Origin of the sequence: Pseudomonas sp. B35(2017) (genome assembly GCF_002113645.1) — a bacterium.
Lineage (GTDB): Bacteria > Pseudomonadota > Gammaproteobacteria > Pseudomonadales > Pseudomonadaceae > Aquipseudomonas > Aquipseudomonas ekonensis.
On the sequence record NZ_NEIZ01000007.1, the window covers coordinates 95,225 to 121,536 of the forward strand.

Annotated in this window: 23 protein-coding genes and 1 pseudogene; 15 read left to right on the forward strand and 9 right to left on the reverse strand. The window is 65.6% G+C overall.

What is annotated here, in order from left to right:
* Positions 1–120: 120 nt before the first annotated feature.
* Positions 121–1,065, reverse strand: a complete 945-nt coding sequence (locus CAG41_RS14775; RefSeq protein WP_085707148.1) for a LysR family transcriptional regulator — start codon at positions 1,063–1,065, stop codon at positions 121–123.
* A 165-nt stretch (positions 1,066–1,230) separates the two neighbouring features.
* Between CAG41_RS14775 and CAG41_RS14780 the strand changes: the two genes are divergently transcribed.
* The 12 genes and pseudogenes from CAG41_RS14780 to CAG41_RS14830 all read left to right on the forward strand — a co-directional run bounded on the left by CAG41_RS14780 (position 1,231) and on the right by CAG41_RS14830 (position 12,202).
* Positions 1,231–3,591 (forward strand): TonB-dependent receptor, encoded by a 2,361-nt coding sequence (locus tag CAG41_RS14780; protein ID WP_085707149.1) that lies wholly within the window; start codon positions 1,231–1,233, stop codon positions 3,589–3,591.
* Positions 3,592–3,848: 257 nt separating this feature from the next.
* Positions 3,849–4,175: a hypothetical protein gene (locus CAG41_RS14785; protein WP_085582046.1), complete on the forward strand. Its 327-nt coding sequence runs from the start codon at positions 3,849–3,851 to the stop codon at positions 4,173–4,175.
* 382 nt (positions 4,176–4,557) lie between these two features.
* Positions 4,558–5,370: an energy transducer TonB gene (locus CAG41_RS14790; RefSeq protein WP_085582044.1), complete on the forward strand. Its 813-nt coding sequence runs from the start codon at positions 4,558–4,560 to the stop codon at positions 5,368–5,370.
* 45 nt (positions 5,371–5,415) lie between these two features.
* Positions 5,416–6,138 carry a MotA/TolQ/ExbB proton channel family protein gene (locus CAG41_RS14795; protein WP_085694925.1) on the forward strand — a complete coding sequence of 241 codons (723 nt, stop codon included), beginning with the start codon at positions 5,416–5,418 and terminating at the stop codon, positions 6,136–6,138.
* A 1-nt stretch (position 6,139) separates the two neighbouring features.
* Complete coding sequence (locus CAG41_RS14800) at positions 6,140–6,541, forward strand: biopolymer transporter ExbD (protein WP_085582040.1); 402 nt, start codon at positions 6,140–6,142, stop codon at positions 6,539–6,541.
* Positions 6,542–6,816: 275 nt separating this feature from the next.
* Complete coding sequence (locus CAG41_RS14805) at positions 6,817–7,398, forward strand: alpha/beta hydrolase (RefSeq protein WP_085639474.1); 582 nt, start codon at positions 6,817–6,819, stop codon at positions 7,396–7,398.
* Positions 7,399–7,457: 59 nt separating this feature from the next.
* A complete protein-coding gene (locus CAG41_RS14810) occupies positions 7,458–8,390 on the forward strand; it encodes a sigma 54-interacting transcriptional regulator (RefSeq protein ID WP_085707150.1) in 933 nt (310 codons plus the stop codon).
* 167 nt (positions 8,391–8,557) lie between these two features.
* Positions 8,558–9,355 carry a MetQ/NlpA family ABC transporter substrate-binding protein gene (locus tag CAG41_RS14815; protein ID WP_085656666.1) on the forward strand — a complete coding sequence of 266 codons (798 nt, stop codon included), beginning with the start codon at positions 8,558–8,560 and terminating at the stop codon, positions 9,353–9,355.
* Between the two features lie 508 nt (positions 9,356–9,863).
* Positions 9,864–10,529 carry an amino acid ABC transporter permease gene (locus CAG41_RS14820; RefSeq protein WP_085582032.1) on the forward strand — a complete coding sequence of 222 codons (666 nt, stop codon included), beginning with the start codon at positions 9,864–9,866 and terminating at the stop codon, positions 10,527–10,529.
* Complete coding sequence (locus CAG41_RS14825; RefSeq protein ID WP_085582030.1) at positions 10,510–11,169, forward strand: amino acid ABC transporter permease; 660 nt, start codon at positions 10,510–10,512, stop codon at positions 11,167–11,169. The genes CAG41_RS14820 and CAG41_RS14825 overlap by 20 nt, the downstream gene beginning before the upstream one ends.
* A gap of 24 nt (positions 11,170–11,193) precedes the next feature.
* Positions 11,194–11,327, forward strand: a pseudogene (locus CAG41_RS28755) (amino acid ABC transporter ATP-binding protein); the annotation flags it as partial.
* A complete protein-coding gene (locus CAG41_RS14830; RefSeq protein ID WP_085707151.1) occupies positions 11,324–12,202 on the forward strand; it encodes a transporter substrate-binding domain-containing protein in 879 nt (292 codons plus the stop codon). The pseudogene CAG41_RS28755 and the gene CAG41_RS14830, both read left to right, overlap by 4 nt.
* Before the next feature lie 42 nt (positions 12,203–12,244).
* Here the strand turns inward: CAG41_RS14830 and CAG41_RS14835 are convergent, their stop codons facing one another.
* The gene (locus tag CAG41_RS14835) at positions 12,245–13,405 is read right to left on the reverse strand and encodes an AAA family ATPase (RefSeq protein ID WP_085639465.1); all 1,161 of its coding nucleotides are present in this window, start codon (positions 13,403–13,405) and stop codon (positions 12,245–12,247) included.
* Between the two features lie 158 nt (positions 13,406–13,563).
* Here CAG41_RS14835 and CAG41_RS14840 point away from each other — a divergent pair, with 158 nt between their 5' ends.
* From CAG41_RS14840 to CAG41_RS14850, 3 genes are read left to right on the forward strand one after another with little or no spacing between them, the layout of a single operon-like run.
* Positions 13,564–14,667: an efflux RND transporter periplasmic adaptor subunit gene (locus CAG41_RS14840; RefSeq protein ID WP_085582024.1), complete on the forward strand. Its 1,104-nt coding sequence runs from the start codon at positions 13,564–13,566 to the stop codon at positions 14,665–14,667.
* A complete protein-coding gene (locus tag CAG41_RS14845; protein ID WP_085582022.1) occupies positions 14,664–15,728 on the forward strand; it encodes an efflux RND transporter periplasmic adaptor subunit in 1,065 nt (354 codons plus the stop codon). Before CAG41_RS14840 ends, CAG41_RS14845 begins: the two co-directional genes overlap by 4 nt.
* Complete coding sequence (locus CAG41_RS14850) at positions 15,725–18,778, forward strand: efflux RND transporter permease subunit (protein WP_085631877.1); 3,054 nt, start codon at positions 15,725–15,727, stop codon at positions 18,776–18,778. Before CAG41_RS14845 ends, CAG41_RS14850 begins: the two co-directional genes overlap by 4 nt.
* 61 nt (positions 18,779–18,839) lie before the next feature.
* Here CAG41_RS14850 and CAG41_RS14855 read toward each other — a convergent pair whose 3' ends face one another.
* The 7 genes from CAG41_RS14855 to CAG41_RS14885 all read right to left on the reverse strand — a co-directional run bounded on the left by CAG41_RS14855 (position 18,840) and on the right by CAG41_RS14885 (position 26,187).
* Complete coding sequence (locus CAG41_RS14855; RefSeq protein WP_085582018.1) at positions 18,840–19,496, reverse strand: bifunctional 2-polyprenyl-6-hydroxyphenol methylase/3-demethylubiquinol 3-O-methyltransferase UbiG; 657 nt, start codon at positions 19,494–19,496, stop codon at positions 18,840–18,842.
* A gap of 162 nt (positions 19,497–19,658) precedes the next feature.
* A complete protein-coding gene (locus CAG41_RS14860) occupies positions 19,659–20,303 on the reverse strand; it encodes a methionine ABC transporter permease (protein ID WP_085639460.1) in 645 nt (214 codons plus the stop codon).
* Positions 20,293–21,417 (reverse strand): methionine ABC transporter ATP-binding protein, encoded by a 1,125-nt coding sequence (locus CAG41_RS14865; protein WP_085582014.1) that lies wholly within the window; start codon positions 21,415–21,417, stop codon positions 20,293–20,295. Before CAG41_RS14865 ends, CAG41_RS14860 begins: the two co-directional genes overlap by 11 nt.
* A 1-nt stretch (position 21,418) precedes the next feature.
* Complete coding sequence (locus CAG41_RS14870; protein WP_085656668.1) at positions 21,419–22,228, reverse strand: MetQ/NlpA family ABC transporter substrate-binding protein; 810 nt, start codon at positions 22,226–22,228, stop codon at positions 21,419–21,421.
* A 127-nt stretch (positions 22,229–22,355) separates the two neighbouring features.
* On the reverse strand, positions 22,356–23,714 hold the full coding sequence (locus CAG41_RS14875; RefSeq protein WP_085707152.1) for an LLM class flavin-dependent oxidoreductase: 1,359 nt from the start codon (positions 23,712–23,714) through the stop codon (positions 22,356–22,358).
* A complete protein-coding gene (locus CAG41_RS14880) occupies positions 23,714–24,907 on the reverse strand; it encodes an SfnB family sulfur acquisition oxidoreductase (protein ID WP_085631885.1) in 1,194 nt (397 codons plus the stop codon). Before CAG41_RS14880 ends, CAG41_RS14875 begins: the two co-directional genes overlap by 1 nt.
* Positions 24,908–24,945: 38 nt before the next feature.
* A complete protein-coding gene (locus CAG41_RS14885; RefSeq protein ID WP_085582006.1) occupies positions 24,946–26,187 on the reverse strand; it encodes an SfnB family sulfur acquisition oxidoreductase in 1,242 nt (413 codons plus the stop codon).
* Between the last annotated feature and the right edge of the window lie 125 nt (positions 26,188–26,312).

A 26,312-nucleotide genomic window follows, 5' to 3' on the forward strand; every position in this document is an offset into this window, starting at 1 on the left:
TGCGGTGCCTTTACTGACGCCATCGCCAGCAGGCTGGCTCCCACAGGGTTCTGCGCTGATCACCGATCCGGGTACGGCCGCGCCCTTTGTGGGAGCCTGCCTGCTGGCGATGGCGGCGGATCAGACCGCCAGCCCGTCGAGGGAGCACATCCCTTCGTCCAGCGCATCGATCTCGCGGATCTGCGCCACCATCGCCTCGGCCAGCGGTGACAGGCGATAGCCCGCCCGGCTGACGATCCCGTAGCGGGTGTACAGCTCCTCCAGGTCATCGGCCAACCCTTCGATCTTCAGGCACACCAACTCGTCCCGGGCCCGGTGCAGCGCGTCGGAGTATTCGCCGACGATACCCACCGCATCCGAGCGCAGCACCACGCCGAGCAGGCTGGCGCTGTTTTCGCATTCCACGTTCGGCGTGAAGTCCGGGCGGCCGCTGAGGTCGACGATCACTTTGCGCAGGTTAGGCGGGCGGATGCTTACCGCCATCGGATAACTCATCAACTCGGCGGCGCTGACCCGCTCCCGCGCCGCCAACGGATGCCCGGCGCGGCAGCAGAAATGCCATTTGCGCGGACGCAGGCGGTGGGTCAGGTAGTCCGGATCGGCCTCGAAATGCCGGGTGTCGGCGACGAAGAACTCGAACTCTTCGCTGTGCAGGCGTTTGCTCAGGCTCTGCCAGTCATCGACCTGGTAATGCACACGCGCCTTGGGGTAGCGCCCGATGAAGCGGCCGACGGCCCGGGGGATGAGCCCCGCCGCCGGCGCCGGGCCGCAGCCGAAGCGCAGTTCGCCCGCCTCGAGGCCGTTGAACTGGCTGATCTCGTTGGCCATCTGTTGCGCGCCGCTGACCAGCCGTCGCGCATGCTCCAGCAGCACCAGGCCTTGCTTGGTCGGCGGCAGATCCTTGCGCCCCCGGTCGACCAATTGGCAGCCGACGCTGTGCTCCAGCGCCTGGATGCTGCGGCTGAACGCGGACTGCGACAGGTTCACCGCCTGCGCGCCGGCGACGAAGCTGCGTTGTTCGGCAAGGGCGATGAAGTGACGTAACTGTCGCAAGTCGATATGCATTTTTCACATAAAAAATATCCGGGAAATGCATTGGATATGCATTAGGTCGACTCCTTATAAAGGCAATCTCTTATGCAGTAAAAGTTTGTAAATCAATATACAAATAACTTTGAAGAATATGCAGCGCCGGATCGGCCTGTGCGTTCTTTGACCAGGAGCCGCCTCATGAGTCCGTTCAACCCCGCCACTGCGCTGCCGCCCCGACGGCTCAAACGCTTGCCCTTGGCCTTGTTGCTGGCCGGGAGCGCCAACTGGAGCGCGGGCTACGCCGCCGATCCGCAAACGCCGGCGCCCGTTCCGGCCGGCAAGGGCGCCACTGCCGATTCACAGCTGGAAACCGTGACCGTCACCACCCGCCGCCGGGAGGAAAGCGCCCAGGATGTGCCGACGCCGATGAGCGTGGTCAGCGGCCAGACCCTGGAGACCCAGCGGGTGTACCGGATCCAGGACCTTCAGCAACTGGTGCCCAGCGTCAACGTCGCCTACATGCATGCGCGCCAGTCCAGCGTGTCGATCCGCGGCCTGGGCAACAACCCGGCCAGCGACGGGCTCGAAGGCAGCGTCGGGCTGTACATCGACAACGTGTACCTGGGCCGTCCGGGGATGGCGGTCTTCGACCTGATGGACATCGAGCAGCTCGAAGTGCTGCGCGGGCCCCAGGGCACGCTGTTCGGCAAGAACACCACCGCCGGGGTGATCAACATCGGCACCCGCGCACCGAGCTTCACCCCGGAACGCAGCATCGAGACCTCGGTCGGCGAGGATGGCTACTTCCAGACCAAGGGCACGATTTCGGGGCCGCTCAACGATCAGTTGGCCGGGCGCTTTTCCGCCTACCGCACCCGCAGCGACGGCGACATCAAGAACGAGTTCAACGGGCACGACCTCAACGGCGGTTCCCGCGACGGCTTCCGCGCGCAGTTGCTGTTCAAGCCCAACGAGTCCTTCAACCTGCGCTGGATCGGCGACTACAACGAAGAGGACTCCAGCGCCGGCACCCGCGTGCTCTACAGCACCGGGCCGACCATCAACGGCGTGAACGTCTATTCGGCACGGGCAGCGGCTGCGGGCGCGACCCTGGTCAACGGTTCGCACCGCAAGGTCAACCTGGACAACGACCAGCACGTCACCGTGCACCAGGGCGGCACGTCGGTGGAGGCCAACTGGACGCTGCCGAGCGATTTCACCCTGACCTCGGTCAGCTCCTACCGGTTCTGGAATTTCACCCCGCGCAACGACGACGGCCTCAACGTCCCGGCCACCTACAACGCCGGGGTGTCGGTGGAGGACAAGCAGTATTCCCAGGAATTTCGCCTGGCGTCGCCCAAGGGCGAGTTCTTCGATTACGTGCTTGGCGCCTACTACTTCGGCTCGGACCTGGACAACAAATCCTTCGCCTACTACGGCCCGCAGGCGGACATCTGGAACGGCACGCCGCGCGGTGCGCTGGCCAACGTCGACACGGTCGGCCACGGCCACATCAAGACCGACAGCTTCGCGCTGTTCGCCCAGGGCACCTGGCACCTGACCGAGCGCCTGGACTTCACCGCCGGGGTGCGCGGCACCTACGAAGAGAAGAACGCCTGGGTCGACCGCGACGCGCCCCGTGGCGGCGCTGCGGTGACCGGTGCAGCGGCCACGGCGCGGCGCGGCCGGGTCGGCGCCTACGATTCCGGCGACCTCAACCAGTACAGCTCCAGCCCCTCCGGACTGCTCAACCTGAGCTACCGGTTCAGCGATGAACTGCTGGGCTACGCCACGCTGTCCCACGGCGAAAAGTCCGGCGGGGTCAACCTGGTGGTCGGCTCGGCGCCGACGGCGGGGGCCGATTCGTTGCTGATCGGCACCGAACGCGCCAACAACGCCGAGCTCGGTTTCAAGAGCACGCTGTGGGACCGTCGCCTGCAACTCAACGCCAACGTGTTCTGGACGCAGGTCAACGCCTACCAGACCAACGCCTACGACGACGTCAACCGCGTGCAGTACCTGACCAACGCCGGTTCCGTGCGCTCGCGCGGGGTCGAGTTCGACAGCACGGTGATCCCGCTGCGCGGCCTGACGCTGAACTTCAACGGCTCCTTCAACGACGTCAGCTACCTCTCGTACAAGGATGCGCCGTGCCCGCCGGAAGTCAGCCTCGCGCCCGGAGCCCCGGCCTCTTGCGACCTCAGCGGCCACCAAGTGGTCGGCGCCTCGAAATGGATCGGCAACGCCAACGGCGAATACAAGTGGAACCTGGACAACGGCTTCGAACCCTACGTCACCGCCAGCTACGCGTTCCGCTCCAAGGCGGTGGGCACGGTGGAGGACTCGGACTTCGGCCAGATCCCGAGCTACGCGGTGGTCAACTTTTCCACCGGCCTGCGCGGCGACTTCAACCAGGGTCAGTGGGACGTGTCGCTGTGGCTGAAGAACGCCTTCGACAAGACCTACTACACGACCCTGTGGACGGGCGGCAACGGTGGCTATGAGGGCCTGCTCGGCACCCCGCGGACGTTGGGTGTGACGGGCCGTTATGACTTTTGACGGGGCGTGTCGATATGACAGTTATGACAGCCGTTATACATCGGCGGCAGGGGTGTAGAGGTTTGTCGGAGGAGGCTTAATACTTTGGTGCAAAGTATGCCGGGTGCTCATAGTTGTTATTGCGAATTCGTTGGTAAATAGCCCGTTATATGCGTGGACAATCGGTCATTCTCGAACCATCCTGAGTGCCGTGAGTTTCCAGGAGGAAACTTGCTCTCATCGGAAGATACTTAACCAACGATTAAGGAAATCTCGTTATGTCGAGCATTAATGGCACTTATGTAAACGCTAACGCTGGCGCCAAACTGACGATTACCGATGGCAACGACTCCAACGGCACCTTCAGCGGCCGGTTCAGCCAGAACGGCGTGAACTACGACATCGCATACGGGCACTACCACTTCCAGAACAGCACCGGGCAGCCTACGATCATCACCTTCGCGGCCCTCAACGACGGCACCGGCTATCAGGCCTGGACACTGTTCTCGCCAGACCACAACTACTCGAAAGTGCGCGCGGTGGGTTCGCGCAACAACTTTGACGGCGACGTGGTCGGCCTGGCCGGGGAGTTCGTGAAACAATAATGACGCCGCAGTAATAAAAGCCGATGCATTAACCTGCATCGGCTTTTTTGTTTTCTTTCATGAAACAGCAACTATTCATTTCGCATTAGTTGTCCCCGCTTCTTGGGTCGCCTGTAAAACACATGCCTTGGATGAATACTTTTCATGCCTCAAAGGCATGCGGTTTTCCATCCTCCGCTACAGCCCTTGCGGGACGTGGTCTTGGCGGAAATGACCGTTTCTTATATTCCATATAAGTCTATTCATAACATCAAAGATTACTTTCGGAGATAAGCGACTGGCCTAATGATGGGGCCGTCGATGGGCCGTGGGGGATTCAACAAGCGGTTGTCGGCAGCTTTGGCAGAACGAGAACGCAAAAGAGACCGCAGGGAGTGAATCAATGGGCAATGTCCAGACCGCCGCCGCACAGGAGGTGCTGTGGCGCCAGGCGCCGAGCGGCGAATTGGTCGGTCTCGGCCGGCCTCACCGGGTGCCGCTGGGGCAGTTGCGTCTGCAGCGCTCGCCCAAAGGCATCCTGAGCCGGCGCGAAACGATCCTGCTCGGCGTGCTGGCCCTGGTGGTGCATGGCGCGGTGATCTACTGGGTCGGCCGGCAGCCGACCCCGGCGCTGCCGGTGGTGCCGCCGCAGGTTCCGCCGATGACCATCGAGTTTTCGCGTCCGGCGCCGCCGGCGCCTCCTGTGGTCGAGCCACCGCCGCCGGCGCCCGTGGTCGAACCGCCTCCGCCGGTGGAAGACGAACTGGCGGTGAAGCCGCCGCCGAAAAAACCGGTGCCGAAGCCGATTCCTAAACCGGTCGCCAAGCCTGTGCCCAAACCTGCGCCCAAGGCGGTCGAGCAACCGCCGGCACCGCCGCAGCCGGCTGCTCCGGTCGCGGCACCTACGCCGCCCGCGCCGCCTGCGCCCGCACCGGTCACACCGGCCTCGGCCAATGCCGCTTACCTGAAGAACCCGGCGCCGGAATACCCGTCGCTGGCCCAGCGCCGCGGCTGGGAAGGCACCGTGCTGCTCAGGGTGCACGTGTTGGCCAGCGGCAAGCCGGGCGAGATCCAGATCCAGAAAAGCAGCGGCCGGCAACAGCTCGACGACGCGGCGCTGGAGGCCGTGAAGCGCTGGAGCTTCGTGCCGGCCAAGCAGGGCGATGTCGCCCAGGACGGCTGGGTCAGCGTCCCCATCGATTTCAAGATTCACTGAACCGAAACCAAATTCGCGCGAAACGTTTATACGAGGGAATGCACCATGACGTTACTGGCCTCTCCACTGGAATCCATCGAAAGCGCAGTGATCTGGCTGCTGGTGGCCTTTTCCGTCGCCACTTGGGGACTGGCGCTGCTCAAGGCTGTGCAGTTCGGCCGCCTGAAGGCCCAGGACCGCAGGTTTCACAAACGGTTCTGGGCGGCGTCGAGCCTGGATTCCGCCGCCGAGCTGAGCGAGACCCAGCCCGGCGCCGCCGCTCGGGTGGCCCAGGCCGGCTATGCGGCGATCCAGGTGGGCGAGGCGCCGGCGGCGGATCTGAGCCAGGCGATCAATCACCAGGATCGCCTGGAGCGTGCCTTGCGCCAGCAGATCGTGCGCGAGCGGCGTTCGCTGGAAACCGGTCTGGCGGTGGTCGCGAGCATCGGCAGCACCTCGCCGTTCATCGGCCTGTTCGGCACGGTGTGGGGGATCATGGAGGCGTTGAAGGGCATCAGCGCGGCGGGGTCGGCGAGCCTGGAAACGGTGGCCGGGCCCATCGGTGCGGCACTGGTCGCCACCGGCGTGGGGATCGCCGTCGCGGTGCCGGCGGTGCTGGTTTACAACTACTTTCTGCGGCGCCTGAAGCTGACCGCGGCGGATCTGGACGACTTCGCCCATGACTTCTACAGCCTGGCGCAGAAGAGCGCGTTCCGCGTGCTGATCCACCCGGCGGCCCAGCGCGCCGCGGTGGCCGGCGGTGCGGCGAAAGTGAAGGAGGCGTCCTGAGATGGCCTTCTCCACGCAAGACAGCGACGAGGTGCTGAGCGAGATCAACGTGACGCCGCTGGTGGACGTGATGCTGGTGCTGCTGGTGGTGTTCATCGTCACCGCGCCGCTGCTGACCAACGCGATACCGATCAACCTGCCCAAGACCGAAGCGGTGGCGCCGGTGGAGCAGAAGGATCCGCTGGTGGTGAGCATCGACGGGGCCGGCAAGCTGTTCATCAACAAGGATGAAATCCAGCCGGACCTGCTGGAGTTCAACCTCAAGGCCGCCAAGGCCAAGGATGCGGAAGTCCGCGTGCAGCTGCAGGCGGACGACGGCGTGAACTACGGCGAAGTGGCGCGGGCCATGGCGTCGATCGAGCGGGCCGGCATCACCAAGCTGTCGGTGATCACCGCGCGGTGAACGAATGTCGATTTTTCCGGGGCCGTCTCCTTGGCAGGGTGCGGCCCCTTTTTTATTTCCGTCTTCTTTGCGCCGCCGCTCCCTGCAGGCGCGAGCCTGCTCGCGAAGAGGCGGTGCAGGTCGCCAACGGCGGTATTCGCAAGCAGGGTCGCGTCGGCAAAGTCATCGCTGTATATGTGTTTTGGGTATTAATAAATAGCTTCTTATTCCTTAACGAATATAACTCCCATCCCTATACTCGACCAGGAACAGACACGACGCAGGAGAGCATCCCCATGCGCAACGAACCGATTCGTTACCTGATTGTGCCGGGCTGGCAAGGATCGCCAGAGGATCATTGGCAAACCCATTGGCAGAACAGCCTGCCCAACAGCGCCCGGGTGGAGCAGGCCGACTGGCTGACGCCCCGGCGTGAGGACTGGGTGGCGGCACTGGCCGAGGCGATCGCCGCCGACAGCGCGCCGGTGATCCTGATTGCGCACAGCCTGGGCTGCATCACCGTTGCCCATTGGGCGGCCAACGCGCCGTTGCAGGCCCTGCGTCAGGTGCGCGGCGCGCTGCTGGTCGCACCGGCGGATGTCGAGCGTCCGGCGTGTGTGCCGGCCCTGCGCAATTTCGCGCCGATCCCGACCGACCTGCTGCCGTTCCCCAGCCAAGTGGTCAGCTCCGACAACGACGCCGCCGTCAGCGCCACCCGGGCCCTGGAGCTGGCACGCAACTGGGGCGCCGAGGCGGGGATCCTCGCCGGGGCCGGGCACATCAACGTGAAGTCCGGCCATCGGCGCTGGGAACAGGGATTCGCGTACCTGTACCGCCTGCAGAACCGCATGGAACATCACGCCCGGCGGCGCGCTTGAACCCTACTTTCCATTTTTGATCGCCCCCGTCTCCCGGCGGTTCTGGGCGGGAGTCTGCCATGAGTTTCGAGACCTTCGGCCAGCCGTTGCTGACCTTTCCCGATGCGGAAAAAAGCCCCCTGAGCATCCGCGCCAAGGCGCTGGTGTTCGTCGATCCGCGCTCGCGCCGGTTGCGCGAGCACATGAACCAACTGGCCCCGCGGTCGATCTCGGTGCTGATCCGCGGCGAAACCGGCACCGGCAAGGAACTGCTCGCCCGGCACATCCACCGCGCCAGTGACCGCAGCGGCCTGTTCGTGTCGGTCAACTGCGGGGCGATCAGCCCAACCTACGCCGACGCCGAACTGTTCGGCTATGCCGCCGGCAGTTACACGGGCTCGGCCAGCAGCCGCGCCGGCTGGTTCGGCTCGGCCAACGGCGGCACCCTGTACCTGGACGAAATCGGCGACTTGCCGTTGCCGATCCAGATCAAACTGCTCGCCGCCCTGGAAAACCACGAAGTCACCCGGGTCGGCGCCCATCAGCCGAGCCCGGTGGACGTGCGCCTGGTGGCCGCCACCAGCATCGACCTGGCGCAGGCGGTGGCGGCGGGGAAATTCCATGAGCGGCTGTTCCATTACCTCAGCGAAGGCCATCTGGAACTGCCGGCCTTGCGCGAGCGGACCGGCGACATCCTGTCGTTGGCCGAGTACTTCCTCGGCATCTACAGCCAGCGCCTGGACCTGCCGGTGCCGCTGATCAGCGAGGCGGCGCAGGAGGTGCTGGAGCGCCACAGCTGGCCGGGCAACACCCGGGAGCTGGAGAACGTCATTCACTTCGCGTTGCTGGTGAGCACGGGGGACGAAATCCTGCCGGAACACCTCAACCTGCCCGAGGCGTCCGGGCTGCTGGCTCAGTTTGAACGCCATGTGGCGGGCATCGGCATCGGCGGCACGCCCGACGAACGCAAGACATTGAAAGACTTGCTTTTGCGCCTGGCGGAAGGGTTGTAACCATTTTGTTCAACATGAACAAAATGGAATATGAAGCTGAATAAACGTTATTGTCCGGGAATAAAAAATCCCGGTATTGTCCGCTTCACGCCAGCGATAGCACATCACTGGCACTTGTATTCAATGCCGTCGTCGATGACGACCATGACTTTCGATAAGGACACTGCATGAAAAAGGTTCTGCTGTTCTCCGCATTGGCGGCTGCCCTGACCGCATCCCTGGCCCAGGCCGGCGAGAAACTGGTGGTGGCGGCCACGCCGGTTCCCCACGCCGAGATCCTCGAACTGATCAAGCCGACCCTCGCCAAAGAAGGCGTGGATCTGGAAGTCAAAGTCTTCACCGACTACGTGCAGCCGAACGTGCAGGTGGGCGAGAAGCGCCTGGATGCCAACTACTTCCAGACCAAGCCTTACCTGGACAGCTTCAACGCCGGCAAATACAAGGACGACAAGGCCAAGTACCTGGTGACCGTGAAAGGCGTCCACGTCGAACCGTTCGGCGGCTACTCGAAGAAGTACAAGTCGCTGGCCGACCTGCCGAACGGCGCGACCATCGCGATCCCCAACGAAGGCAGCAACAGCGGCCGCGCCCTGATCCTGCTGCAGAAAGCCGGCCTGATCGAGCTGAAGGATCCGAAGAACGCGCTGGCCACCCCGAAGGACATCGCCAAGAACCCGCACAACTTCAAGTTCAAGGAACTGGAATCGGCCCTGCTGCCGCGGGTGCTGAACGAAGTCGACCTGGACATGATCAACACCAACTACGCGCTGGAAGCCAAGCTGAACCCGACCAAGGACGCCTTGGTGATCGAAGGTGCCGACTCGCCTTACGTGAACTTCCTGGTGGCCCGTGAGGACAACAAGAACAGCGACGCGATCCAGAAGCTGGCCAAGGCCCTGACCAGCCCTGAAGTCAAAGCGTTCATCGAGAAGAAGTACAACGGCGCGGTATTGCCGGCGTTCTGATCCGACGCATCCGACGCAACAGCACCCCCTTCAGGTGTGAAGACGCCGACGGCCAGCGATGGTCGTCGGCGTTTTCGTTTGCGGCGGTGTCGCAGCCTGCGGTGAGGGAGCCCGCTCCGTCACCGCAAGGGCCTAGGCGAGCCCCGTCTTCAGCGCCCTGCGCAACGCCACCAACAGTTTCACGATGTCCTGCGGATCCAGCCGCTGCGGCACTTTTACGTCAGCCATGTTTTCTTCCTTGTAATGGTTTGGCCCAGGGAGTCTGGTCAAAAGCTGTGCGTCCTTGGAGGGGCAATCTGAAAAAAAGATCCTTCCTACAGCGCCGGGGAAAATAGCTTTCTTCTTCCGTCCCGGCAAACCCGGCGATTAGTTTTTTGTGTGATATCAATATGCTTTATCGGTATTTAAATTCTTTTTTTTATACCTATAAAGTCGGTGCCTGCAGGACGGCCACCCGCTGTCCATGGATTGCACCACCGTCGCTTACCGAGCGGCGTCAGGACGTTTCATGACCTTCGATTACGCGTTCATCCTCAGCACCTTGCCGGCCTTCCTCAGCGCCGTGGGCGTGACCTTGCAGGTCGGGCTGATCGCCATCGGCACTTCGTTGGCCGTGGCGCTGTTCAATGCGGCGCTCCTGGTGTTGCGTGTGCCGTACCTGCCGAAGGTCATCGGCCTGTACGTGGAACTGGCCCGCAACACGCCGCTGCTGATCCAGCTGTTTTTCGTCTACTTCGCGTTGCCGACCGTGGGGGTTCAAGTGTCCGGTTTCGCCGCCGCGATCATCACCCTGACGTTCCTGGGCGGCGCCTACCTGACTGAGGTGCTGCGCGCCGGCGTCGAAGCGGTGCCCAAGGGGCAGATCGAATCCGGCCGTTCCCTCGGGCTGTCCGACCTGCAAGTGCTGCGCTACGTGATCCTGCCGCAGGCGGGGATCCTCAGCCTGCCGTCGCTGTTCGCCAATTTCATTTTCCTGCTCAAGGAAACCACGGTGGTGTCGGCCGTGGCGGTGCCGGAACTCCTCTACACCACCAAGAGCTACATCGCCCTGTACTACAAGACCTACGAAATGCTCGCCGTGCTGACGCTGATCTGCGTGCTGCTGTTCCTGCCGCTGTCGCTGCTGCTCGGCCGTCTGGAAAGGAGGCTGCAACATGGCCAGTTCGGGTCTTGAGCTGCTGTGGGTGTCGTTGCCGCAACTGGCGGCCGGCGCCGGGCAGACCTTGTCGATCTCGCTGCTGAGCATCGCGGTCAGCACCGTCGGCGGCGTGCTCTACGGCGTGCTGCGCACCCTCGACGTAAAGTGGCTCAACGCGGTGCTGCGGGTCTATCTGGAGCTGTTCCGGGCGATTCCGGTGCTGGTCTGGCTGTACCTGCTGTTCTTCGGCCTGCCGATTTTCTTCGGCCTCAGCGTGCCGAGCTTCTGGTGCGCCGTGACGGTGCTGTCGCTGTGGGGCGCCAGCGAAGTCGGCGAGGCGGCGCGCGGCGCATTGCGCTCGTTGCCCCGCGGGCAGCGCGAGGCCGGGCTGTCGCTCGGCTTCAACGCCGTGCAGCTCTACGCCTACGTGCTGATGCCGCAGGCGCTCAAGCGCATGACGCCGCCGACCATCAATGTCTACACGCGCATCATCAAGACCAGCTCCCTGGCGGTGCTGATCGGCGTGGTGGACGTGATCAAGGTCGGTCAGCAGATCATCGAACGCACCTACGAATCGGTGCTGATCTACGGTGCGCTGTTCCTGTTCTTCTTTTTCATCTGCTACCCGCTCTCTGCCGCCTCCCGCGTGCTGGAGCGGCGCTGGGCCCACGCATGAGCGCCTCGACCGCTTGGCAGGGCCCGCACCCCGCCCGAGATTTTCTTTGCGAACCCGCAGACCGCACGCGCGCAGCCGTTCCTGGAGAAGTTCTCCCCGCCGAAGCCTGGCCTTCGGCGACGTTGCCCAAAACGACTCAGACCAAGGAACCGTCATGAAAACTGCCAAATCGCTGTTCGTTCTGCCCCTGCTCGGCCTCGCGCTGCTGGCCGGCTGCAACAAATCCGAGGAACCGGCCAAGCCCAAGGTCGCCAGCGAAAGCGCTGCGCCCGCAGGCAGCCTGGACAAGATCAAGGCCCGCGACAAGCTGATCGTCGGCGTGTTCACCGACAAGCCGCCGTTCGGCTTCGTCAACGAAACGGGGCGCTACGTCGGCTTCGACACCGACATCGGCCGCCGGCTGGCCAAGGACCTGCTGGGCGACGAGAACAAGGTCGAGTTCGTCGCCGTGGAGCCGGCCAGCCGGATCCCGTTCCTGCAAAGCGACAAGGTCGACCTGATCCTGGCCAACATGACCGTCACCCCGGAGCGCAAGGACGCGGTGGACTTCACCAACCCGAACCTGCGGGTGGCGGTGCAGGCGCTGGTGCCCCAGGGCAGCGCGGTGAAGCGGCTCGACGACCTGGCGACCCGCACCACCATCGTCACCACCGGCACCACCGCCGACATCTGGCTGACCAAGCACCACCCGGACTGGAAACTGCTCAAGTTCGAGAAGAACTCCGAATCGCTGCAGGCCCTGGCCGGCGGCCGCGGCGACGCCTACGCCCAGGACAACCTGGTGCTGTTCAGCTGGGCCAAGCAGAACCCGGGCTACCGCGTGCTGGACGAAAAGCTCGGCGACGAGGCCCCGATCGCACCGGCGGTGAAGAAGGGCAATACCGAACTGCGCGACTGGGTGAATGCCGAGCTGGCGAAGCTGGGCGAGGAGAAATACCTGCTCAAGCTGTACGACCAGTACGTGCGCAAGGAACTGAGCGACGACACCCAGCCTGAGAGCGTGATTGTCGAAGGCGGCAAGTGGCAGGGCTGAGCGCCTGACCAAAAGCTGTGGCGAGGGAGCCTCGCCACGGGCTCAATCCGGCCAGTGCCAGGCCGGCTCGTCCAGCATTCGCTGGCCGACGACGCCGGTCTGGCCGAGGGTCTTTTCCAGCACGATGCAGTTGCAGTCTGGATCCTCCTGCAACGCCGAGATCAGCCGCCGGGCGTGGGACACCACCCACACCTGGCAGTCCTGCGATACGCGGATGATCAGGCGCGCCAGCGCCGGCAGCAGGTCCGGGTGCAGGCTGGTCTCCGGTTCGTTCAGCACCATCAGCGACGGCGGGCGCGGCGTCAGCAGCGCCGCGACCAGCAGCAGGTAACGCAAGGTGCCGTCCGACAGCTCCGCCGCCGACAGCGGCCGCAGCAACCCTTCCTGATGGAATTCGATGGCGAAACGTCCGCCGGCCAGCGGCGCGATCTCCAGGCGTGCGCCGGGAAACGCGTCGCTGACCGCCGCCCGCAGGGCTTCGGGATCGCCGATCTCGATGATGGTGCGCAGCGCCGCCGCCAGATCCCGGCCGTCGTGGTGCAGCACCGGGGTGCGGGTGCCCAGTTGCGGCTGGCGTGCCGGGGCGTCAACGTCGCTGCGAAAGTGGTCGTAGAAGCGCCAGCGGCGGATGAACTCGCGCATCTGGAACACCTCCGGCGAGGTGCGCAGGCTGCCGACCTGGTCGAACAGGCTGTCGAAGGTCGGCGTGTGCTGCGCCAGCACCTCCCAGCGGCGGCCTTCGCGGGCGCGGATCATCGGGCCGTCGCGGTCCACCAGCAGACTGGCCGGGCGATGGAACGGCCCGGCCCAGATGCACTCCCGTTTGATTTCCGGATCCAGGGCAAAGTACGAGCGGGACGGCTCGGGCAGGCCCAGCGCGATCGCATAACCGAAGTCCTCCCCGGCGAACCCCAGGCGCAGGCGCTTGACGCCTTGGCGCACCGTGGGCTCGATGGCCACCTCGCCATTGCGCATCCGTCGGCTGAGGGTTTCCGGTCCGGCCCAGAAGGTCGAGTCCAGCCCGCCTTCGCGGGCCAGGGCGTTGACCACGCCGCCCTGCGCGGTCTCCGCCAGCAGGCGCAGGGCCCGGTAGAGGTTGGACTTGCCGCTGCCGTTGGGGCCGGTGATGAGGTTCAGGCGGCCCAGCGGGATCACCAGTTTGTTGATCGAGCGGTAATTGGCCACCGCCAGGGTCTTGAGCATGGGCGTTTCCTTCTGCCGGAGCCGGCCAGTTTGCCTGAATGCCGTGTCGCCGTGTGCCTGCGCACGCTTCGTGCGGTAAAGCCGTGCAATGGTCAAAGGCTGTTCTAAGCTCTCAGTCGTATCGTCTCTGTCACGTCAGAAAAAGCCAAGGAGTCTGCATGGCGGGTCCCGGATATAAAGTGGCATTGGCCCTGAGCGCCGTCGCTTTGCTGAGCGCCTGCGGCGAAAAGAAAGCCGCCGAGGAGTACCTGCCCAGGGTGCTGGTGCTCGACGTGAAGCCCGCCGACTACGCTGCCGCCGTGACCCTCACCGGCGATGTGCAGGCGCGGGTGCAGACCCAACTCTCGTTCCGCGTCGGCGGCAAGATCATCCAGCGGCTGGTCGAGGTCGGCGACCGGGTGAGCGCCAAGCAGGTGCTGGCCCGGCTCGACCCCAAGGACCTGCAGACCAACGTCGACTCCGCCCAGGCCCAGGTGCTGGCCGAGCAGGCCCGGGTGAAGCAGAGCGCGGCAGCCTTCGTGCGCCAGCAGAAACTGCTGCCCAAGGGCTACACCAGCCAGAGCGAATACGACTCCGCCCAGGCTGCGCTGCGCAGCAGCCAGAGCGCCTTGAGCGCTGCCCAGGCGCAGCTGGCCAACGCCAAGGACCAACTGAGCTACACCGCCCTGGTGGCCGATGCGCCGGGGGTCATCACCGAGCGCCAGGCCGAGGTCGGCCAAGTGGTGCAGGCGACAATGCCGATCTTCAGCCTGGCCCGGGACGGCGACCGCGATGCGGTGTTCAACGTCTACGAGTCGCTGCTGGCCGAGCGGCCGTCGAAACGTCCGATCGTGGTGAGCCTGCTCGACAACCCCGCGGTCAAGACCACCGGCACCGTGCGTGAGGTCACCCCGTCGGTGTCGGCGCAGTCCGGCACGGTGCAGGTCAAGATCGCCCTCGACGGCCTGCCGCCGGGGATGCAGCTCGGTTCGGTGGTGAGCGCCACGGCCAAGGGCTCCGGCAAGCCGGCGGTGGAGCTGCCGTGGTCGGCCCTGACCAAGAAGGTCAGCGAACCCGCCGTGTGGCTGGTGGACGGCAAAGGCGAGGCGCAGCTGCAAGCGGTGACGGTGGGCCGCTACCTGACCGGCAAGGTCGTCGTCAGTGAAGGCCTAAATGGCGGGGAGAAGGTCATCATCGCCGGAGGGCAGTTGCTGCATCCGGGCATGAAGGTCGAGATCGCCGACTACACCTACAAGGATCTGAAAATGGAAGCGCAGCCATGAAGCGCCTGGGACTGCTGTCCGTCGGGGTACTGCTCGCTGCGTGTTCCAAGAGCGAAGCGCCGCCGGAGCCGGTGCGTCCGGTGCTGTCGGTCAAGGTGCAGGCGCTCAGCGAAGAGAGCCTGGGGCGGTTCGCCGGCAACATCCAGGCGCGCTACGAGAGCAACACCGGCTTTCGCGTGGGCGGGCGCATCGCCAGCCGCAACGTCGATGTGGGCGCCGAGGTCGGCAAGGGCACGCTGCTGGCGACCCTCGACCCGTCCGATCAGCAGAACCAGCTGCGCTCGGCCCAGGGCGACCTGGCCAAGATCGAGGCGCAACTGATCAACGCCCAGGCCAACGCCCGCCGCCAACAGGCGCTGTTCGACCGCGGGGTCGGCGCCCAGGCGCAGCTGGACATCGCCCAGACCGACCTGAAGACCACCCAGGCTTCGCTGGACCAGGCCCGGGCGGCGGTCAGCCAGAGCAAGGACCAACTCGGCTACACCGAATTGCGTTCGGACCATAAGGCCGTCGTCACCGGCTGGAGCGCCGAGGCCGGCCAGGTGGTGACCGCCGGCCAACAGGTGGTGACGCTGGCGCAGCCGGACATCAAGGAAGCGGTGATCGATCTGCCGGACACCCTGGTCGATCAGTTGCCCAAGGACGTGGTGTTCCAGGTGGCGGCCCAACTCGACCCCGGCATCAACACCACGGCGGTGATCCGCGAGATCGAACCCCAGGCCCAGAGCGCCACCCGCACCCGCCGCGCGCGCCTGACCCTGGCCGAGACGCCGCCGGGCTTTCGCCTCGGCACGGCGATCAGCGTGACCTTGCGGTCGGCGATCAAGCCGCGCATCGAACTGCCGGCGGCGGCCTTGCAGGAGGTCGACGGCAAGCCGCGCATCTGGGTGATCAACCCCCAGGACAAGACCGTGGCGCCCCGCGACGTCCGCCTGCTCAGCCGCACCGACAGCACCGTGGTGCTGGACGGCGGGGTGCGCAACGGCGAGCGGGTCATCAGCGCCGGGGTCAACAGCCTCAAGCCCGGACAAACCGTGAAATTTGACGAGGACAGTCAATGAAAGGGTCTTTCAACCTCTCCGAATGGGCCCTCAAGCATCAGTCGTTCGTCTGGTACCTGATGTTCGTCGGGTTGCTGATGGGGGTGTTCTCGTACTTCAACCTGGGACGCGAGGAAGACCCGTCCTTCACCATCAAGACCATGGTGATCCAGACCCGGTGGCCCGGAGCGACCCAGGAGGAGACGCTCAAGCAGGTCACCGACCGCATCGAGAAGAAACTCGAAGAGCTCGACTCCCTCGACTACGTGAAGAGCTACACCCGCCCCGGCGAATCGACGGTGTACGTGTACCTGCGCGACACCACCCAGGCCAAGGACATCCCGGAAATCTGGTACCAGGTGCGCAAGAAGATCAGCGACATCCGCGGCCAGTTCCCCCAGGGCATCCAGGGGCCGGGGTTCAACGACGAGTTCGGCGACGTGTACGGCTCGGTGTACGCCTTCACCGCCGACGGCCTGACGATGCGCCAGCTGCGCGACTACGTGGAGCAGGCGCGGGCCGAGATCCGCGGCGTGCCGGGGCTGGGCAAGATCGAGATGATCGGCCAGCAGGACGAGGTGCTGTACCTGAATTTCTCCACCCGCAAACTGGCGGCGCTGGGCATCGACCAGCGTCAGGTCGTGCAGAGCCTGCAGCAGCAGAACGCCGTGACGCCGGCCGGGGTCATCGAGGCCGGGCCCGAGCGGATCTCGGTGCGCACCTCGGGGCAGTTCGCCTCGGAAAAGGACCTCGCCGAGGTCAACCTCAAGCTCAACGACCGCTTCTACCGGCTGGCGGACATCGCCGACATCTCCCGCGGCTACGTCGACCCGGCCACCCCGGAGTTCCGCTTCAACGGCACGCCGGCCATCGGCCTGGCCATCGCGATGCAGACGGGCGGCAACGTCCAGGCCTTCGGCAAGGCCCTGCACGAGCGCATCAACGAAATCATCGCCGACCTGCCAGTGGGCGTCGGCGTACACAACGTGTCCGACCAGGCGGTGGTGGTGGAGGAGGCCGTCGGCGGGTTCACCAGCGCACTGTTCGAAGCCGTGGTGATCGTGCTGGTGGTCAGCTTCGTCAGCCTCGGCATGCGTGCCGGGCTGGTGGTGGCGTGCTCGATTCCCTTGGTGCTGGCGATGGTGTTCGTCTACATGGAGTACAGCGGCATCACCATGCAGCGGATCTCCCTCGGCGCGCTGATCATCGCCCTGGGCCTGTTGGTGGACGACGCGATGATCACGGTGGAGATGATGGTCACGCGTCTGGAGATGGGCGAGACCAAGGAGCAGGCGGCGACGTTCGCCTACACCTCCACGGCGTTCCCGATGCTCACCGGCACGCTGGTGACGGTGGCGGGTTTCGTGCCCATCGGCCTCAACGCCAGTTCCGCCGGCGAATACACCTACACCCTGTTTGCGGTGATCGCCGTGGCGATGCTGGTGTCGTGGGTGGTGGCGGTGCTGTTCGCGCCGGTGATCGGCGTGCACATCCTGAGCACCAACGTGAAGCCCCATGAGGGGGAGCCCGGCCGCATCGGGCGGGCGTTCAACCATGGTCTGCTGTGGTGCATGCGCAACCGCTGGTGGGCCATCGCCATCACCGTGCTGTGCTTCGTCCTGTCGGTGGTCGGCATGCGCTTCGTGCAGAACCAGTTCTTCCCGTCCTCGGACCGCCCGGAAATCCTGGTGGACCTGGATCTGCCGCAGAACGCTTCCATCGACGAGACCCGCAAGGCGGTGGACAAGCTTGAGGCCACGCTCAAGGGTGACCCGGACATCGTGCGCTGGAGCACCTACATCGGCCAGGGCGCGATCCGGTTCTACCTGCCGCTGGACCAGCAGCTGCAGAACCCCTACTACGCCCAGCTGGTGATCGTCAGCAAGGACTTCGAGGCCCGCGAGGCGCTGAGCCAGCGGATCCGCGACCGCCTGCGCAAGGATTTCGTCGGCATCGGCGGCTACGTGCAGGCCCTGGAGATGGGCCCGCCGGTGGGCCGGCCGATCCAGTACCGGGTCAGCGGCAAGGACATCGACCAGGTGCGCAAGCACGCCATCGACCTGGCCACCGAGCTGGACAAGAACGAGCACATCGGCGAGATCATCTACGACTGGAACGAGCCGGGCAAAGTCCTGCGCATCGACATCGCCCAGGACAAGGCGCGCCAGCTCGGGCTGTCGTCCGAAGACGTGGCGAGCCTGATGAACAGCATCGTCAGCGGCTCGACGCTGACCCAGGTCGACGACGACATCTACCTGATCAACGTGGTCGGCCGGGCGGTGGACTCCGAGCGCGGCACGCCGGAGACCCTGCAGAACCTGCAGATCGTCACGCCCAACGGCACCTCGATCCCGCTGCTGGCGTTCGCCACGGTGCGCTACGAACTGGAGCAGCCGCTGGTGTGGCGCCGCGACCGCTTGCCGACCATCACCATCAAGGCGGCGTTGCGCGGCGACATCCAGCCCACGGACCTGGTGAAGGTGCTCAAGCCCTCCGTCGACGCGTTCGCCGCCAAGCTGCCGCCGGGCTACAAGGTCGCCACCGGCGGTACGGTGGAGGAGAGCGGCAAGGCCCAGGGGCCGATCGCCAAGGTCATCCCGCTGATGCTGTTTCTGATGGCGACCTTCCTGATGATCCAGCTGCACAGCGTGCAGAAGCTGTTCCTGGTGGCCAGCGTCGCGCCGCTGGGGCTGATCGGCGTGGTGCTGGCGCTGGTGCCCACCGGCATTCCGATGGGCTTCGTGGCGATCCTGGGGATCCTGGCGCTGATTGGCATCATCATCCGCAACTCGGTGATCCTTGTGACCCAGATCGAAGAGTACGAGCAAAAGGGTTATGCGCCGTGGGACGCGGTGGTGGAGGCCACCGAACACCGGCGCCGGCCGATCCTGCTGACGGCGGCGGCCGCGAGCCTGGGCATGATCCCGATCGCCCGCGAAGTGTTCTGGGGGCCGATGGCCTACGCGATGATCGGCGGGATCATCGTGGCGACCTTGCTGACGCTGCTGTTCCTGCCGGCGCTGTATGTGGCGTGGTACAGGATCCGCGAGCCGAAGAAGGACGCGCAGTGACAAGCGGGCGCTGTGCGCCCGTCGCCGGCAGGCTGGCTCCCGCCGGGGGAGTCAGTGCCGTTCAAATGTGGCTGCCGGCGATGGCGTCCTGGCCGATCTTGCGCCAGACGCTGGCCAGCCAAGGCTGCTGCTCCCGCGGCAGGCCCGCCGGCCGGTAGTAGTGCTCCAGCTCCGCGAACCCGGCGGCGGTCAGCAAGCGGCGCCAGGCCTCGAGATCGTGGTACGAGCCGTAGCGCGGGCCGTTCCAGCCCTCGCGGTTGTCCCCGCGGGGGTTGGAGCTGAACAGCACGCCGCCCGGCTTGAGCGTGGCGTGCAGTTGCCCGAGCACACGGGGCAGTTCCTGCAACGGCACATGGAACAGCACCGCGTTGGCGAAGATCCCGTCGAAGCGTCCGGCCGGCAGGTCGAGCTTGAGGAAATCCTGCCGCCAGACTTCGCAGCCGCTGTCCTCCCGGGCCATCCGCACAAACGCTTCCGAGCCGTCGAGGCCGATGGCGACATGGCCCAGGCGGGTGAAGGTCTGCAGGTCGCGGCCCGGTCCGCAGCCGAAGTCCAGGATGCTGAAGGGCGCCGGGCCCTGAATGTGGCGCAGCAGGGCGTCGATGTTCTGGCTGACGTCGTGGTCGCGGGTGCCTTCGCGGAAATCTTCCGCCACCGAGTCGTAGTGGCCCAGGGTGGTGGAGGTGATCTGTTCCAGATCGGAGGGGGTCTGTTTCATGGTCGGCTGCGCGGGCTATGGGATGTGCCGAATATACGCCAACCTGTAGGGCCGCTGCGCAGCCCGTCGCCAGCAGGCTGGCCCCCACCGAAGTCATGAACGCCGCCGTCCACTGTGGGAGCCAGCCTGCTGGCGATGACCGTTTTATTGGCGACGCAAGACTCAGCGCTTGTTCAAGCCCCGCGCCAAGCGGTCGCCGCCCAGCTGGATCACCGCCACCAGCGCCACCAGCAGCACGATCACCGTCAGCATGATCTGGCTGTCGAACCGCTGATAGCCGTAGCGGTAGGCGATGTCGCCCAAGCCCCCGGCGCCGATGGCCCCGGCCATGGCCGAGGAGTTGATCATGGTCACCAGGGTGATGGTGAAGCCGCCGACGATCCCCGGCAGCGCCTCCGGCAACAGCACGTGCCAGACGATGTGCCAGCGCCGACAGCCCATGGCCTGGGCCGCTTCGATCAGGCCGTGGTCGACCTCGCGCAGGCTCACCTCGGCGATCCGCGCGAAGAACGGCGTGGCGGCGATGGTCAGCGGCACGACCGCCGCCCACACGCCGTAGGTGGTGCCGACGATCAGCCGGGTGAACGGGATCAGCGCGACCATCAGGATCAGGAACGGGATCGAGCGGAACAGGTTGACGAACGCCCCCAGCGCCCGGTTCAGCGCCGGGGCCTGGTAGATGCCGCCCTTGTCGCTGGTGACCAGGATCACCGCCATCGGGATTCCCGCCACCAAGGCGATCAGCGACGACACGCCGACCATCAGGAACGTGTCGATGAAACCTTGCAGCAGACGGTCAAACCACATGGCCCAGCACCTCCACCCGTTGCGCCCATTGCCCGGCGCGCGCCTGCAACCGGGCGGCGTCCAGGGACGAGCCGCTCACCGCCAGCAGCAGTTGCCCCAACGCATGGCCCTGGATCCGCTCCACGCCGCCCTGCAGCAGCTTGACCCGCCCGCCGAGGGCGGCGAACAGCGCGGCCAGGTCCGGCTCGTCGGCGTCGCTGCCGGTGAACTGCAGACGCAGCACCACGGCGGCCTCCGGTGATGGCGGCTGGGCGTGCAGACGGCTTTGCAGCTCCTGGGGCAGGGTGTGCTGCAAGGGCGCGAGCAGGGTCTGGCTGACTTCGTGCTGCGGGTCGCCGAACACTTCCCACACCGGGCCCTGCTCGACGATGTGCCCGCGTTCCAGCACCACGACGCGGTCGCAGATGTCGCGGATCACCGCCATTTCGTGGGTGATCAGGACGATGGTCAGGCCCAGGCGGGCGTTGATCTCGCGCAGCAGGCCGAGGATCGACTGGGTGGTTTCCGGGTCGAGCGCCGAGGTGGCCTCGTCGCACAGCAGGATGTCCGGGTCGTGCACCAGGGCCCGGGCGATGCCCACGCGCTGTTTCTGCCCGCCGGACAACTGCGCCGGATAAGCCGCGTGCTTGCCTTGCAGACCCACCAGATCCAGCAGTTCGCGCACCTTCGCTTCGCGCTGCGCCTTCGGCACGCCGGCGACCTTGAGCGGCAGCTCGACGTTCTGCCACACGGTCTTGGCCGACATCAGGTTGAAGTGCTGGAAGATCATGCCGATCCGCCGGCGCAGGGCGACGAGGCGGTCCTCGTCGAATTCGCCGATGTCCACCTGATCGATCAGCACCCGTCCTGCGGTCGGTTGCTCCAGACGGTTGATGGTGCGGATCAGCGACGACTTGCCGGCGCCGCTGCGGCCGATGATGCCGAACACTTCGCCGCGCCGGATCGACAGGTCGATGCCTTGCAGCGCCGCGACCGGGCCCTGGCGGCCTTCGTAGGTCTTGCCGACGCCGATGAAGCGCACATGGGCGCGGGTCAGTTCGGGGTGCAATTCTGTGCGTTCGGCACTGTGACGGGGCTCTGGAGTCTCCAGTCGCCGTTGGAGGGCGGCCGTCATGTCAGCTTTCCCAGCCGGCCTGGTACAGCTTGCCGTGGGCCTTGTCGAGCGCGGCGCGCACGGCGGGCGAGTGCTGGTAGATGTCGACGAACTTGATCAGGCGCGGATCGTCCTTGCTCTTGGGCCGGATCACGAACTGGATCACGTATTCCTTGTGGTCGAGGCCGTCGAACAGCAGCGCGGAGCCGGCATCGAAGGTCTTGGCCAGGCGGATATAGGCCGGATAGCCCTGCACCAGGTCGGCGTCGTCATAGGCGCGCACCAGTTGCACGGCCTCGACCTGAAGGATCTTGATCTTCTTCGGGTTGGCGACGATGTCGTCCTCGGTGGCCTTGTAGCCGACGCCGGGCTTGAGGGTGATCAGGCCGGCCTTGGCCAGCAGTTGCAGGCCGCGTCCGCTGTTGATCGGGTCGTTGGCGATGGCGACGCTGGCGCCCTCGGGCAGCTCGGCGAAGCTCTTGTACTTCTTCGAGTAGAGGCCGACGTTGTTGATGATCCCCGGCGCGAACGGCACCAGGTCGAAGCCTGAGGCGGCCTTGGCGTTCTCCAGGAACGGGATGTGCTGGAAGTAGTTCGCGTCGATGTCGCCGGCGGCGAGGCTGACGTTCGGCGCGATCCAGTCGGTGAACTCCACCAGCTCGACCTTCAGGCCTTGCTTGGAGGCCTCCTCGACGGCGGCCTCCAGGGGAATGGCGAAGGCGGCGGTGGTGCCGATCTTCAGCGGCGCCTCGGCGGCGAACGCCGCCGAGCTGAACAGGCCGAGGGCCAGGGCCAGTGCCTTGACCGGGTTGGGCAGGAGAGTCTTGGTCATGAGGGTTTTCCAGTCAGTGCATGGGTTATGGGGTGTCTGGTCGGGCCTCTTCGCGGGCAAGCCCGCTCCCACAGGTTCTTGTGTACACCGCACACCCCTGTGGGAGCTGGCTTGCCCGCGAAGCTTTTCAGCGGCGAAACGATGATCCGGTGTGCTGTCGCGGTAACTGCGCCCCGGCATGGAACAGCTTTTCCCGCAGGCTGCCGTCGTCGTAGGCGGTCTTGTACGATCCGCGCCGCTGCAGTTCCGGAATCACCAGGTCGATGAAGTCCACATAGCTTTCCGGGGTGACGATGCGCGTCAGGTTGAAGCCGTCGAGGCCGGTTTCGGCGATCCACGATTCCAGCTCGTCCGCCACCTGCTGCGGCGAACCGACCACGGTGATGTAGCGCCCGCCGAGGGCGTGCTGCTCCAGCAGCTTGCGCCGGGTCCAGTCGTTGTTCTGCAGGTTCTTGGTCGCGGACTGGATGGCGTTGCTCTTCACGTACTGGATCGGTTCGTCGAGGGCGTACTCGGAGAAGTCGATGCCGGTGGACGCCGAGAAATGCGCCACACCGGCCTCGGCGCTGGCGTAGCTCAGGTACTCGGCGTGCTTGGCCCAGGCCGCTTCTTCGGTCTCGCCGACGATCACGTTCAGGCCCATGAACACCTTGATGTCCTCGGGGTTGCGCCCGGCCTTCACGGCGCTGGCGCGCACCTTGTCCACCTGGGCCTTGGTCGACGGCTTGTTCTGGCCGCTGATGAACACGCACTCGGCATGGCGCCCGGCGAACAGCAGGCCGCGATCCGAACTGCCGGCCTGGAACAGCACCGGCGTGCGCTGCGGCGACGGCTCGCACAGGTGATAACCCTCGACGTGGTAGAACTCGCCCTGGTGTTCGACCTTGTGCACTTTGTCCGGGCGGGCGTAGATCCGCTGCTGCGGGTCGTTGACCACGGCGCTGTCTTCCCAACTGCCTTCCCAGAGTTTGTAGAGGACTTCGAGGTACTCGTCGGCCTGGTCGTAGCGGCGGTCGTGTTCGGCCTGTTCGCGCAGGCCCATGGCCTTGGCGGCGCTGTCCAGGTAGCCGGTGACGATGTTCCAGCCCACCCGCCCGCGGCTCAGGTGGTCGAGGGTCGACAGGCGCCGGGCGAACAGGTACGGCGGCTCGTAGGTGAGGTTGGCGGTGAGGCCGAAGCCCAGGTGTTTGGTCACCGCGGCCATGGCCGAGACCAGCAGCAGCGGATCGTTGACCGGCAGTTGGATCGACTCCTTGAGCGTGACGTCCACCGACTGCTGGTAGACGTCGTACACGCCGACGATGTCGGCGATGAACAGGCCGTCGAACAACCCGCGCTCAAGCAACTGCGCAAGCTCGGTCCAGTACTCAAGGGTGCTGTAGCGGGTCGAGGTGTCGCGCGGGTGCGTCCACAGGCCGTGGTTGATGTGGCCGATGCAGTTCATGTTGAACGCGTTGAGCAGAATCTTCTTTTTCCCGGCGGCCATCAGATCGTCCCCCGCAGCGGAGGCTTTTCGTCGTTGAGGTAATAGTTGCCCACCGCGTGGTACTTCCAGCGCACCGGGTCGTGCAGGGTGTGCACGCGGGCGTTGCGCCAGTGGCGGTCGAGGCCGTGTTCGCTGAGGGTGGCCTGGCTGCCGGCCAGCTCGAACAGGGTGCTGCCGGCGGCCAGGGAAATGTCGGTGCTGATCGCCCGGGCCTCGGCGACGGCGATCGACGCGGCGGCGACGGTGTCGGCGTTGCTGTCGGCCTGGGCGGCGTCGAGGAACTCACCCGCGCGCTCCAGCAGCGCCTCGGTGGCGTGCAGGCGAATGCTCAGGTGGCCGAAGCTCTTGAGGGTCAGCGGGTCTTCCGTGGCCTTATCGTTGCCCGAATCGATCCACGGACGGGTCTTGCTGCGCACGAAATGCAGCGCGTCCTCGAAGGCGGCGCGGGCGATGCCGGTGTCGATGGCCGCATGGAGGATCTGAGCCAGCGGGCCGACCGTGGTCGGGCGCTCGAAGGCGGCCTGGAACGGCACCACGTCTTCGGCGGCGACGTACACATCTTCGAACACCACCGAACCGCTGCCGGTGGTGCGCTGGCCGAAGCCGCTCCAGTCGTCGATCACGGTCAGGCCCTGGCTGTCGCGGTGGACGAACGCCAGTTGCTGCACACCGTTTTCGTCCACCACCAGGGTCGGGATGCGCTGGGCATAGATCGCGCCGGTGGCGTAGAACTTGCGGCCGTTGATGCGAAAGCCGTCGCCTTCGCGGGTCAGGCGAGTGACGCGGTCATGGGCGGTCTTGGTGCCCAGTTCCGCCAGGGCGTTGCCGAAGCGGCGGCCGGCCAGCGCCTCGGCGTACAGGCGTCGCTTCTGCGCAGGGCTGCCGTTCACCCGCAGCACTTCGAGGGCGTAGAAATGGTTCTGCGGTATCTGCCCCAGGGAGCCGTCGGCCTGGGCGATCAGGGCGATGACCCTGGCCAGGGTGACGTTGGAGACGCCGGCGCCGCCGTATTCCTTCGGCACGCTGATGCCCCACAGGCCGGAGCGGGAAAACACGTCCAGCTCCGCCAGCGGCAGGCGGCGTTCACGGTCGCGCAGGTGGCTGTCGCGCTTGAAGTCTTCGGCCAGGTCGCTGGCGACGATCAGGGCCTGTTCGTCGCTGGCGATGACCGCGACGGGATGGGAAAGGGTCATGTGCTTCTCCAGAGATCTGGTCAAAAGTGTTCTGGTCGTCAGATCCAGGAATGGCGGGCCGGCAGCTTGCCGTTGAGGCGGTAGGCGCCGACCGCGTGGTACTTCCAGCGCACCGGGTCGTGCAGGGTGTGCACCCGTGCGTTGCGCCAGTGGCGGTCGAGGTTGAACTCGGCGAGGGTCGCGCGGCTGCCGGCCAGCTCGAACAGCTTCTCGCTGGCCAGCAGCGATATTTCGGTGGTCAGCACCTTGGCTTCGGCCACGGCGATCGAGGCGCGGGCGGCGGACTCGGCGGTGACCGGCGCGGCATGCACCTGGTCCAGGACTTGCCCGGCCTTGCGCAGCAGCGCTTCGGCGGCGTGCAGTTCGATCTTCAGCCTGCCGATGTCGGCGATGACGTAAAGGTCATCGCTGGCGCGCTCGACCTTGGCCTCGATCCACGGACGGGCGCGGGTCTTGACGAAGTCGATGGCGTCGTCGAGGGCGCCGCGGGCGATGCCGGCGTCGATCGCGGCCTGGATCAGCTGCGACACCGCACCTTGGGTGTTGGGCTTCTCGTTGATCTTCCAGTTGTCCACCACCAGGCCAGCCTCGACCCGCACGTTGTTCAACAGGATCGTGCCGCTGGCGGTGGTGCGCTGGCCGAAGCCCGACCAGTCGTCGACGATGCGCAGGCCCGGCGTGCCGCGCCGAACGAAAGCCAGCACCTGCCGGCCGTCATCGTTGAGCGCCTTGACCGCGACCCAATGGGCGAAGAGGGCACCGGTGGAATAGAACTTCTGGCCGTTGATGACGAAATCGTCGCCGTCGGCGGTGATCCGCGCCTTCAGCTCCAGGGTGTCCTTGGTGCCGCGCTCGGGGCCTGCGTTGCCGATGCGCCAGCCTTCGAGCACGCTCTGGAACAGCTGGCGCTTCTGCGCCTCGGTGGCGCAGCCGAGCACCAGGTTGAGGATGCCGAACTGGTTTTGCGGGATCTGCCCCAGCGCCGGGTCGGCGGCGGAGATGATCGCGAACACTTCGGCCAGGGTGACGAAGGACACCTGCGGCCCACCGTATTCGCGGGGGATGGCGATGCTGCCCAGGCCGCTGCGGGTGAACTGTTCGATCTGCGCCCACGGCAGCTTGCGCTGGCGGTCGCGCCGGGCGGCGTCCACACGGGCGGCCTCGGCCAGTTCATGGGCGGCCTCGATGGCCTGGGCGTCGTTGCGCAGGATCTGCGCGGGCAACAACAACGGGGCGGTGTCCAGATCGGTCTGAACGTTTGCGTCTGCCAGACTGGACATCAGTGCCACTCCTTGGCTGCACGCAATGCCCTGGCGATCCGCACTGGGGTGATTGGGTTCCGGACCATGCTACCTACCTCACATCTCAAAAAATCGCCGCGAAATGCGGCGAACGAAAGAATGTC

Excerpts from the sequence above, each read along its gene's own strand:
- CAG41_RS14775 (WP_085707148.1), bottom strand. The coding sequence starts at position 1,065 with ATGCATATCGACTTGCGACAGTTACGTCACTTCATCGCCCTTGCCGAA.
- CAG41_RS14780 (WP_085707149.1), top strand. The coding sequence starts at position 1,231 with ATGAGTCCGTTCAACCCCGCCACTGCGCTGCCGCCCCGACGGCTCAAA.
- CAG41_RS14785 (WP_085582046.1), top strand. The coding sequence starts at position 3,849 with ATGTCGAGCATTAATGGCACTTATGTAAACGCTAACGCTGGCGCCAAA.
- CAG41_RS14790 (WP_085582044.1), top strand. The coding sequence starts at position 4,558 with ATGGGCAATGTCCAGACCGCCGCCGCACAGGAGGTGCTGTGGCGCCAG.
- CAG41_RS14795 (WP_085694925.1), top strand. The coding sequence starts at position 5,416 with ATGACGTTACTGGCCTCTCCACTGGAATCCATCGAAAGCGCAGTGATC.
- CAG41_RS14800 (WP_085582040.1), top strand. The coding sequence starts at position 6,140 with ATGGCCTTCTCCACGCAAGACAGCGACGAGGTGCTGAGCGAGATCAAC.
- CAG41_RS14805 (WP_085639474.1), top strand. The coding sequence starts at position 6,817 with ATGCGCAACGAACCGATTCGTTACCTGATTGTGCCGGGCTGGCAAGGA.
- CAG41_RS14810 (WP_085707150.1), top strand. The coding sequence starts at position 7,458 with ATGAGTTTCGAGACCTTCGGCCAGCCGTTGCTGACCTTTCCCGATGCG.
- CAG41_RS14815 (WP_085656666.1), top strand. The coding sequence starts at position 8,558 with ATGAAAAAGGTTCTGCTGTTCTCCGCATTGGCGGCTGCCCTGACCGCA.
- CAG41_RS14820 (WP_085582032.1), top strand. The coding sequence starts at position 9,864 with ATGACCTTCGATTACGCGTTCATCCTCAGCACCTTGCCGGCCTTCCTC.
- CAG41_RS14825 (WP_085582030.1), top strand. The coding sequence starts at position 10,510 with ATGGCCAGTTCGGGTCTTGAGCTGCTGTGGGTGTCGTTGCCGCAACTG.
- CAG41_RS14830 (WP_085707151.1), top strand. The coding sequence starts at position 11,324 with ATGAAAACTGCCAAATCGCTGTTCGTTCTGCCCCTGCTCGGCCTCGCG.
- CAG41_RS14835 (WP_085639465.1), bottom strand. The coding sequence starts at position 13,405 with ATGCTCAAGACCCTGGCGGTGGCCAATTACCGCTCGATCAACAAACTG.
- CAG41_RS14840 (WP_085582024.1), top strand. The coding sequence starts at position 13,564 with ATGGCGGGTCCCGGATATAAAGTGGCATTGGCCCTGAGCGCCGTCGCT.
- CAG41_RS14845 (WP_085582022.1), top strand. The coding sequence starts at position 14,664 with ATGAAGCGCCTGGGACTGCTGTCCGTCGGGGTACTGCTCGCTGCGTGT.
- CAG41_RS14850 (WP_085631877.1), top strand. The coding sequence starts at position 15,725 with ATGAAAGGGTCTTTCAACCTCTCCGAATGGGCCCTCAAGCATCAGTCG.
- CAG41_RS14855 (WP_085582018.1), bottom strand. The coding sequence starts at position 19,496 with ATGAAACAGACCCCCTCCGATCTGGAACAGATCACCTCCACCACCCTG.
- CAG41_RS14860 (WP_085639460.1), bottom strand. The coding sequence starts at position 20,303 with ATGTGGTTTGACCGTCTGCTGCAAGGTTTCATCGACACGTTCCTGATG.
- CAG41_RS14865 (WP_085582014.1), bottom strand. The coding sequence starts at position 21,417 with ATGACGGCCGCCCTCCAACGGCGACTGGAGACTCCAGAGCCCCGTCAC.
- CAG41_RS14870 (WP_085656668.1), bottom strand. The coding sequence starts at position 22,228 with ATGACCAAGACTCTCCTGCCCAACCCGGTCAAGGCACTGGCCCTGGCC.
- CAG41_RS14875 (WP_085707152.1), bottom strand. The coding sequence starts at position 23,714 with ATGGCCGCCGGGAAAAAGAAGATTCTGCTCAACGCGTTCAACATGAAC.
- CAG41_RS14880 (WP_085631885.1), bottom strand. The coding sequence starts at position 24,907 with ATGACCCTTTCCCATCCCGTCGCGGTCATCGCCAGCGACGAACAGGCC.
- CAG41_RS14885 (WP_085582006.1), bottom strand. The coding sequence starts at position 26,187 with ATGTCCAGTCTGGCAGACGCAAACGTTCAGACCGATCTGGACACCGCC.